This window comes from Aureimonas sp. AU22 (assembly GCF_001463745.1).
In the GTDB taxonomy this organism is placed as follows: Bacteria; Pseudomonadota; Alphaproteobacteria; order Rhizobiales; family Rhizobiaceae; genus Aureimonas.
The window spans coordinates 173274-182509 of the sequence record NZ_BBWJ01000043.1; the positions used below are offsets into that span (position 1 = coordinate 173274).

Genomic DNA, 9236 nt, shown 5'->3' on the forward strand with positions numbered 1-9236 from the left:
ATGAGCATGCCCCCCTACGGCGACGAGACGGGCCAGGAGCCCCTTTCGTCGGAAACCCCGGCAGAGGCGCGAAGTCGCCAGCCCCGGCGCAGCGCCGAAGCGGCCGCCGAGCCGGGATTCCTGGAGTCCCTCGTCGCCTTCCTGCGGCCCCGCGTCTCCCATTCGCTGCGCGAGGAGATCGCCGAGGCGCTGACCCGGCCTGAGACGGAGGCCTCCGGCTTCACGCCGAACGAGCGCCTGCTCCTTAGCAACATCCTCCAGCTTCACGACGTGCGCGTCGAGGACGTGATGATCCCCCGGACCGAGATCCAGGGCATCGCCAACTCCGCAACGCTCGCCGAACTAATGGCGCGGTTCGAGGAAACGGGCCATTCGCGCATGCCGGTCTACGGCGATGGCCTCGACGATCCGCTCGGCATGGTCCACATCCGCGACGTCATCGGCCACGTCACCCGCGCTGCGCTTTGCTTCCGCCACACGGAGGGCGAGGCCGACGGGCCGGTGCGCTCGAGCCTCGATCTCTCGCGCGTCGACCTCGACCATACGATCTCCGACCTCGGCCTTCTCCGGCAGATCCTCTTCGTGCCGCCCTCCATGCACGCGGCCGAACTCATGCAGCGCATGCAGGCGAGCCACATCCAGATGGCTCTGGTCATCGACGAATACGGCGGCACCGACGGGCTCGTCTCGCTCGAGGACATCCTGGAGATGGTGGTCGGCGACATCGAGGACGAGCACGACGACGAGGAGGCGCTGGTCACCCATTCCGGCGACGGCGTGTTCTATGCAGACGGCCGGGCCGATCTCGACGAGGTCCGCGAGGTCGTCGGCGCCGATTTCGACGTCCGCGGGCACGAGGATGATGCCGATACGATCGGTGGGCTCGTGGTCAACGCCCTCGGACGGATGCCGGCGCCCGGCGAGGTGGTCGAGGCGGTCGCAGGGTTCGAGATCGAAGTCATGGACGCCGACCCGCGACGCGTGAAGCGTCTGCGCATCGTGCGCTTTCCCGAAGGAGCGGCCGCTGCCGTCGACAGCTGACGCGCGTGCGCGCGTCCGGTTTCGCGAAAGTCCCGGCTTCTAAGAACCTCCAAGGGTGCGTCCGTAAAGCGGACGACGGGCGCCGGAACGAGCCGGGGCGGATGAGGGCAGGGAACCTTGGAACGACTGGCCGGACGGATCATGCTTCTCCATGGCTGGCGACGGGCGGCGCTGTCCTTCGGTGCCGGCCTCGTCGCGACCCTGGGGCTCGCGCCGATCAACGTGCCGGCCGTCGGCTTCGTCGCCTTTCCCATTCTCGTCTGGCTGCTGGATGGCGCCAGCGGTCGGCCGGGAAGCGGGCTCGTCCGTCGCGTCCTGCCGGCGTTCCGCGTCGGCTGGTGCTTCGGCTTCGGATACTTCCTCGGCGGGCTCTGGTGGCTCGGCGCCGCAGTTCTGGTGGACGGCACGACCTTCCTCTGGGCGCTGCCCTTCGCCGTCCTCGGCCTGCCGATGGTGCTGGGCCTTTATCACGGGCTGGCGGCAGCGACGGCGCGCCTCGCGTGGAGCGACGGCGTCGGCCGCATCTTCGCCCTGGCGGCCTCGCTCGCCGCATTCGAATGGCTGCGCGGAACGCTTCTGACCGGCTTCACCTGGAACGAGATCGGCGTCCTGGCGGCGCCCGTTCCCCTGCTCATGGGCAGCCTCTCCCTCGTCGGCCTGCACGGGCTCACGCTCTTGGCGATCTTCGTGTTCAGCCTGCCCGCGCTCCTGTCCGGTCCGGCGAAGGGCCGCGCCGCCGTTGCCGTTTTCGGATTGGTTCTTCTCGTCGCGCATGCGGGCTTCGGCGCCTGGCGCCTCGCCGCTGCGCCCGAAGGGACGGTGCCGGGCGTGACCCTGCGCATCGTCCAGCCGGCGATCCTCCAGTCGCAGAAATGGGATCCGGCCGAGGAAGAGCGGAACTTCGCCAGGCTCCTGTCCCTGACGAGCGGCGGCCCGGCCGCACCGGACAGCGAACGCCGACTCGTGATCTGGCCGGAATCCGCCTTCCCCTTCATCCTCACCGACCGTCCGGACGCGGTGACGCGGCTCGCCGATGCGCTCGGTCCCTCCGATACGCTGATGGCCGGTGCGACGCGCGTCGAGGGCGAAACCGCGGACCCGTCGGCCCGCTTCTACAACTCGCTCTACGTGATCGATTCGGCCGGCGCCGTGCGCGAGGCGGGCGACAAGCTGCATCTCGTGCCGTTCGGCGAGTACCTGCCGTTCCAAGCGCTTCTGGAGAGCTTCGGCATCACCCAGCTGACGCAGCTGCCCGGCGGCTTCTCCGCCGGCTCGTCCCGCCGGATCATGCGAGCGGGGGAAGGGGGCCCGAGCTTCCTGCCGCTGATCTGCTACGAGGCGATCTTTCCCGACGAGCTTCTCGGCGATCTGGCCGTGCGCCCCGATTTCCTCCTCAACGTCACCAACGATGCCTGGTACGGCCTGACGCCGGGCCCCTACCAGCACATGCGACAGGCGCAGATGACCGCCGCCGCGCTCGGACTGCCGCTGGTGCGCGCCGCCAACACCGGCATTTCGGTCGTGACCGACAGCGTCGGCCGTCCGGTCGCGGGGCTGGCACTGGGCGAGGGCGGGACGGTGGACACGATGCTGCCCGTCGCGGGTGCGCCTACGCCTTTTTCGCGCATCGGAAATCTTGCGTTCGCCGTAATCCTCGGTCTCTTTGGCTTCGTCGCCCTGGTTGCGTCGGTTCGCTCCGGCCGCGTGCGCTGACGGGGCAGGATTGCTCGTCAAAGTCGTATCATCTAGATAACGACATATGTTTATAGAGCTGGAACGGCGGGGGCCGTTCGGGCTAGGGGAGCCGCACAGGAGCAGCGGCTTTCGAGGGGCGAGTCCATGGCGGTTGAAAGCAAGAAACCGAACCCCGTCGACGTCCATGTCGGCGCGCGGGTGCGGTTTCGGCGCACGATGATGGGAACGAGCCAGGAGAAGCTCGGCGAAGCCCTCGGCGTGACCTTCCAGCAGGTCCAGAAATACGAGAAGGGCACCAATCGCGTCGGTGCCAGCCGGCTGCAGAGGATCGCCGAAGTCCTCCAGGTTCCCGTGTCCTTCTTCTTCGAAGGGTATCAGGGCGAGGACGCCCAGCCCGCCGGCCTGCGCGAGGCCGACGCCGAGTTCGTCAACGATTATCCGGTGTCCGCCGAGAGCATCCAGCTCAACCGCGCCTTCGGCAAGATCCAGGACCCGAAGGTGCGCCGCCGCATCCTCGATCTCGTTCGCTCGCTGGCCGAAACCGAGGCCGAGGTGGGCGAGCCGAAGTAGCGCCGCCCGATCTCCGCCCATCGAGAAAAACCTTGCGCTACGGGTCGCCTTTGTTAAGGACGACCATCGCGATCGACGTCCCCCAGCGAAAGACCATAGACGGATGCGCAGCGGCGAGTACTTCTTCACCTCCGAGAGCGTCTCGGAGGGCCATCCCGACAAGGTGTGCGATCGCATTTCCGACGAAGTCCTGGACCTCCTCTACCGCGAGGCGCGAAAGGGGCAGTCGGACGCCTGGCAGCTTCGCGTCGCCTGCGAGACGCTGGCCACCACCAATCGCATCGTGATCGCCGGCGAGGTCCGCTCGACGCTCGATTCGGCCAAGCTCCGCTCGAAGGTCCGCTCCGCCGCCCGCCGCGCCGTCAAGGCGATCGGCTACGAGCAGGACGGCTTCCATTGGAAGACCGCCCGGATCGACGTCCTCCTGCACGAGCAGTCGGCCGACATCGCGCAAGGGGTGGACGCGGGCCCGAAGAACACCGAGGGCGCGGGCGACCAGGGCATCATGTTCGGCTATGCCTGCCGCGAGACGGCCGAGCTCATGCCCGCCCCGATCTTCTACGCCCACAAGATCCTCGAGCGCCTGTCAGAAGCGCGGCGCTCGGGCGAGGGCGGCGCCGGCGTTCTGGGCCCCGACGCCAAGAGCCAGGTCACGGTGCGCTACCGGGACGGCAAGCCGGTGTCGATCTCCTCGATCGTCCTGTCGACCCAGCATGTGGACGAGAGCCTCACCTCGGCGGACGTGCGCCGTCTCGTCGAGCCTTTCGTGCGCGAGGCGACGAGCGGTCTGCCGATCGAGGAGGCGTGCGTCTGGCACGTCAACCCGACGGGCAAGTTCGTGATCGGCGGGCCGGACGGCGACGCCGGCCTGACCGGCCGCAAGATCATCGTCGACACCTATGGCGGCGCCGCGCCCCATGGCGGTGGCGCCTTCTCCGGCAAGGACCCGACCAAGGTCGACCGCTCCGCCGCCTATGCCGCGCGCTACCTTGCCAAGAACGTGGTGGCGGCAGGCCTTGCCGATCGCTGCACCATCCAGCTCTCCTATGCGATCGGCGTCGCCGAACCCATCTCGGTCTATGTCGACCTGCACGACACCGGCAAGGTGGAGGAGGCGGCGCTGGAGGCGGCGCTGCGCGAGCTGATGGACCTGACGCCGCGCGGCATCCGCGAGCATCTCGACCTCGCGCGCCCGATCTACGCCAAGACCTCCGCCTACGGCCATTTCGGCCGCAAGCCCGGCCGCGACGGTTCGTTCTCGTGGGAGCGGACCGACCTCGTCTCCAAGCTGAAGGCCAGACTTGGCCGCTGAGCGCCGCGCCAACGGCGAGCGCACGCGCGTCCGGGAGAACTTCTTCGGCCGCTCGCGCGGCAAGACGCTGCGCCCGCTCCAGGCCGGGCTCCTGCGCGAGACGCTGCCCGCCCTCGCGCTCGATCTCGCCACGCCTGCCCCGGCCGACCTGCGCTCGCTGTTCGCGGCGCCGGTCGAGACCGTGCGCCTGGAGATCGGGTTCGGAGGCGGCGAGCATCTGCATCTGGAATCGGGGCGCCATCCCGCCACCGGCTTCATCGGAGTGGAGCCCTTCGTCAACTCCATGGCCAAGATGCTGGTGGCTCTGGAGGACGACCCGCGCTCGAACCTCAGGCTTTATGGCGACGACGCGACGCTGCTGCTCGACTGGCTGCCCGACGCCTCGCTCTCAGGGGTAGACCTGTTCTATCCCGACCCATGGCCGAAGCGGAAGCACTGGAAGCGCCGCTTCGTGAACGATCGCACGCTGGCCCGCATGGCGCGCGTGCTGCGACCCGGCTCGCGGTTCCGTTTCGCTTCCGACATCGAGACCTACGTCGACTGGACGCTCCAACACCTGCAGCGTCATCCGGCCTTTCGCTGGCAGGCGGAGGGCCCGGCGGACTGGCACACGCCCTACGAAGGCTGGCCGGGTACGCGCTACGAGGCGAAGGCGCACCGCGAGGGGCGCAAGGGTGCCTATCTGACCTTCCTCCGGCTCTGATCGGCGAGTGCCCCCGCTACGCTTCCCTTGTGGAAAAGGCCGGGTGCCTTGCCAATCGGGGCGCGCGGATGTATATCGGCTTCAAATTCTCTGCGATGCGATCGTGAGAGTGGGTCCTCCCGGTCCCGCTCTTTTTTGTTAGGGGCATAGCCCCGGCAAGGAACCCGGCGATCGCCGCAGGCGAGGCCGCCCGAGGGGCAGACCTCGAGGCACGACCGGAGACTTCGTGACGGACAAGCGCATTATCATCGAACAGGGGCTCGAGGCCCGGATCGCCACGCTTCTCGAGCCGGTGATCGAGCAACTCGGCTACCGCCTCGTGCGGATCCGGGTCTCGGCCCTCAACGGCACCACGCTGCAGATCATGGCGGAGCGGCCGGACGGCTCGATGAGCGTCGAGGACTGCGAGGCGGTGTCGCGCGGCATCTCGCCGGTGCTGGACGTCGAGGACCCGATGGATCGGGCCTATCATCTCGAAATCTCCTCGCCCGGCATCGACCGGCCGCTGGTGCGCGTCGGCGATTTCGAGGCCTGGACAGGCCAGTTGATGAAGCTGGAGACGAACCGCCTGCTTGCGAACCGCAAGCGGTTCCGGGGACGGATCGTGAGCGTCGGCCCGGACAGCTTCCAGCTCGATCGCGATGCCGTCGGGGAGGGCGAGGAGCAGGTCGTCGAGATCCCGTTCGACGCGCTCGCCGAGGCCCGGCTGATCCTGACCGACGATCTCATCGCCGCCTCGCTGAAGGCCGACAAGGCCGCCCGCAAGGCGCGGGGGCTGCCGGCCGAGGACGAAGGCGACGATTTGGACGGAGCCGGCGCGCCCGACGCGCATTGATGTGACGACGGAGGGCGGCGCCCCGCGGCGCTTCCGCCTTCCATCCCGAAGGGCCGGAGCTTGGATTGCCCGGCGGCTTTCGACAGGAGACGTGAACATGGCAGTCAGTGCGAACAGGCTCGAGCTTCTGCAGATCGCGGATGCCGTGGCGCGCGAAAAGTCGATCGATCGTGAGATCGTGATCGCCGCGATGGCCGACGCCATCCAGAAGGCCGCGCGCTCGCGCTACGGCCAGGAAACCAACATCCGCGTCGACATCAACACCAAGACCGGCGAGATGAAGCTTCAGCGGCTTCTCGAGGTGGTCGATGAGGTCGAGGATCCCAACACCCAGATCTACCTGGAGCTGGCGCGCGACAAGAACCCCGACGCCGAGCCCGGCGACTTCATCGCCGAGCAGCTGCCGCCGATGGAGTTCGGCCGCATCGCCGCCCAGTCGGCCAAGCAGGTCATCGTGCAGAAGGTGCGCGAAGCCGAGCGCGACAAGCAGTACGAAGAGTTCATCGGCCGCGTGAACGAGATCGTCAACGGCACCGTGAAGCGCGTCGAGTACGGCAACGTGATCGTGGACCTCGGCAAGGGCGAGGGCATCATCCGCCGTGACGAGCAGATTCCGCGCGAGCTGTTCCGCTACGGCGACCGCGTGCGTGCCTTCGTCTACGATGTGCGCCGCGAGCAGCGGGGCCCGCAGATCTTCCTGTCCCGCACCCATCCGCAGTTCATGGCCAAGCTCTTCACCATGGAAGTGCCGGAAATCTACGACGGCATCATCGAGATCAAGGCCGTCGCCCGCGATCCCGGCAGCCGCGCCAAGATCGCGGTCATCAGCCGCGATTCCTCGGTCGATCCGGTCGGCGCTTGCGTCGGTATGCGCGGTAGCCGCGTGCAAGCCGTCGTCGGCGAGCTGCAGGGCGAGAAGATCGACATCATCCCCTGGTCGCCGGACGCAGCGAGCTTCCTCGTCAACGCCCTGCAGCCGGCGGAAGTCGCCAAGGTGGTGCTCGACGAGGACGCCGAGCGCATTGAAGTCGTGGTCCCGGATGACCAACTGTCTCTTGCGATCGGTCGCCGCGGACAGAACGTGCGCCTCGCCTCGCAGCTCACGGGCTGGGACATCGACATCCTGACCGAGCAGGAAGAATCCGAACGCCGCCAGAAGGAATTCGTGGAGCGTTCGGCGCTCTTCATGGAGGCGCTGAACGTCGACGAGATGGTCGGCCAGCTCCTCGCCTCCGAAGGCTTCGCGAGCGTCGAGGAAGTCGCCTATGTCGACAATTCCGAAGTCGCGGCCATCGAGGGCTTCGACGAGGATACGGCGGGCGAGATCCAGAACCGCGCCAAGGAGTTCCTGGACCGGCGCGAGCAGGAGCTCGACGACAAGCGCAAGGCGCTGGGCGTCGAGGACGATCTGCGCCAGATCGACGGTCTGACCACCGCCATGCTGGTGGCGCTCGGCGAGGACGGCGTGAAGAGCATCGAGGACTTCGCCGGTTGCGCCGCCGACGATCTCGTCGGCTGGACCGAGCGCAAGGACGGCGAGACCAAGCGGTTCCCCGGCGCGCTCTCCTCGTTCGAGGTCAGCCGCGGGGATGCCGAGGCGATGATCATGCAGGCCCGCGTCATGGCGGGCTGGGTCGAGCCCGAGGAGCCCGCGACCGAGACCGACGAGGAGGCCGAGGAGGCCTGAGGCACACGATGGACCGTATGGACGGCGACGAGGACCGGGAACTGGAGGAGGCGGTGATGAACGGACGCATGTGCATCGTGTCGCGCCGCTCGCTTCCGGCCGATGCCCTGATCCGCTTCGTTGCCGCTCCGGACGGGCAGGTCGTGCCCGATCTGAAGCGCCGGCTTCCCGGCCGGGGCGCCCACGTCGAGGCGCGGCGCGCGGTGCTGGAGACGGCACTGAAGCGCAAGCTTCTGCCGCGCGCCCTTAAGCGCGAGCTGACCGGCACGGAGACGCTGGCGGACGATCTGGAAGCACTTCTGGTTCGCTCGGCCGCGGGGGCCCTGGCGCTCGCCCGGAAGGCCGGGCAGGTGACGACGGGGGCGGCCAAGGTGGACATCGCGCTGCGAGCGGGCAAGGCCTTGGCCGTGCTGCACGCGGCGGACGGGGCCGCCGACGGCGTGCGAAAGCTCGACGGTGCGCGACACGCGCGCGCCCATGAGACGGGCGGTCGGCCCGTCCCGGCCTATCAGACGCTCACCGCGACCGAAATCGGTTTGGCCATGGGCGACCATAATGTGATACACGCGGCCATCCTGCCCGGTGGAGCTGGAGTGGCCCTGATCGAGCGCCTCGTGGCGCTGGAGACTTACCGGGGCGCAAGCGCCGGGACATCGACTGAAGCGGACACCGGGAACCCGGGTCCATGAAGCCACAATTAAGATCAACGGCAGAGCACGGTTGCGAAATGCTCTAGGCACGGATAGTGGCGCGGGGGAAAAACCCGCGCAGGAAGCGGAAGCGTTAATGAGCGATACGAAATCCGGCGACGACAAGACGCTGAGCGTCACCCCGAAGAAGACCTTGTCCCTCAAGCCGAGCGGCAACGTCTCGCAGTCGGTGGTGCGGCAGAACTTCTCGCACGGGCGGACGAAGAGCGTCGTCGTCGAGACCAAGAAACGCAAGTTCTCGGTCCCCGGCGAGGCCGCGAAGGATGTGGCGGCGGCCCCCGAGCCGGCCGCAGCGGCGCCCGCTGCTCCGGCACCGGCGCCGGCGGCAGCCCCCCGTCCGGCCCTGACGCCGGCACAGATCGCGGCTCTGGAGCATGCGGCCAAGAACCCGCAGGCCCCGGTCGCGCCCGATCGTCCGGCAGCGCCCGCCGAGCCGGCACCGGTTGCGGCGGCCCCCGAGGCCGCGCCTGCTGCTCCGGCCTCCCCGGTCGCGGAAGCGGCGCCCGCCGCGCCGCAGCCTGCGCCGGCAGTCGCCGAACAGCCCGCAGCGCCCGTCGCGGAAGTGCCGTCCGCGCCGGCGGCCGAGGCCGCACCCGTATCGACCCCTCCCGTTTCCGAGTCACCGAAGCCACCTTTGAGCGAAACCGCCACTCCCACCGCCCCCGCGGCCGCCGCGACGACGG

Annotated in this window: 8 protein-coding genes and 1 pseudogene; all 9 read left to right on the forward strand. The window is 68.6% G+C overall.

Annotated features, from left to right (window positions below):
• Window positions 1-1041 (forward strand): hemolysin family protein, encoded by a 1041-nt coding sequence (locus tag AUL34_RS15425; RefSeq protein ID WP_061935364.1) that lies wholly within the window; start codon window positions 1-3, stop codon window positions 1039-1041.
• 117 nt (window positions 1042-1158) lie between these two features.
• Window positions 1159-2754 carry an apolipoprotein N-acyltransferase gene (gene lnt, locus AUL34_RS15430; RefSeq protein WP_082653415.1) on the forward strand — a complete coding sequence of 532 codons (1596 nt, stop codon included), beginning with the start codon at window positions 1159-1161 and terminating at the stop codon, window positions 2752-2754.
• A 126-nt stretch (window positions 2755-2880) separates the two neighbouring features.
• Window positions 2881-3306: a helix-turn-helix domain-containing protein gene (locus AUL34_RS15435; protein WP_061935370.1), complete on the forward strand. Its 426-nt coding sequence runs from the start codon at window positions 2881-2883 to the stop codon at window positions 3304-3306.
• A gap of 118 nt (window positions 3307-3424) precedes the next feature.
• Window positions 3425-4618 (forward strand): annotated as a pseudogene (gene metK, locus AUL34_RS15440) (methionine adenosyltransferase); the annotation flags it as partial.
• Window positions 4608-5321, forward strand: a complete 714-nt coding sequence (locus AUL34_RS15445) for a tRNA (guanosine(46)-N(7))-methyltransferase TrmB (RefSeq protein ID WP_061935376.1) — start codon at window positions 4608-4610, stop codon at window positions 5319-5321. The pseudogene metK and the gene AUL34_RS15445, both read left to right, overlap by 11 nt.
• Window positions 5322-5547: 226 nt before the next feature.
• Window positions 5548-6156 carry a ribosome maturation factor RimP gene (gene rimP, locus AUL34_RS15450; protein WP_061935380.1) on the forward strand — a complete coding sequence of 203 codons (609 nt, stop codon included), beginning with the start codon at window positions 5548-5550 and terminating at the stop codon, window positions 6154-6156.
• A gap of 97 nt (window positions 6157-6253) precedes the next feature.
• The gene (nusA, locus tag AUL34_RS15455) at window positions 6254-7843 is read left to right on the forward strand and encodes a transcription termination factor NusA (RefSeq protein WP_061935382.1); all 1590 of its coding nucleotides are present in this window, start codon (window positions 6254-6256) and stop codon (window positions 7841-7843) included.
• A 56-nt stretch (window positions 7844-7899) separates the two neighbouring features.
• Complete coding sequence (locus AUL34_RS15460) at window positions 7900-8532, forward strand: RNA-binding protein (protein WP_061935434.1); 633 nt, start codon at window positions 7900-7902, stop codon at window positions 8530-8532.
• A 97-nt stretch (window positions 8533-8629) separates the two neighbouring features.
• Window positions 8630-9236, forward strand: a 607-nt coding sequence (locus AUL34_RS15465; RefSeq protein WP_192845770.1) for a translation initiation factor IF-2 associated domain-containing protein, incomplete at its 3' end; no start/stop codon positions are given.

What these genes read in the sequence shown, in the direction of transcription:
- AUL34_RS15460 (WP_061935434.1), top strand. Translation starts at nt 7,900, where the DNA reads ATGAACGGACGCATGTGCATCGTGTCGCGCCGCTCGCTTCCGGCCGAT.
- AUL34_RS15425 (WP_061935364.1), top strand. Translation starts at nt 1, where the DNA reads ATGAGCATGCCCCCCTACGGCGACGAGACGGGCCAGGAGCCCCTTTCG.
- AUL34_RS15435 (WP_061935370.1), top strand. Translation starts at nt 2,881, where the DNA reads ATGGCGGTTGAAAGCAAGAAACCGAACCCCGTCGACGTCCATGTCGGC.
- nusA (WP_061935382.1), top strand. Translation starts at nt 6,254, where the DNA reads ATGGCAGTCAGTGCGAACAGGCTCGAGCTTCTGCAGATCGCGGATGCC.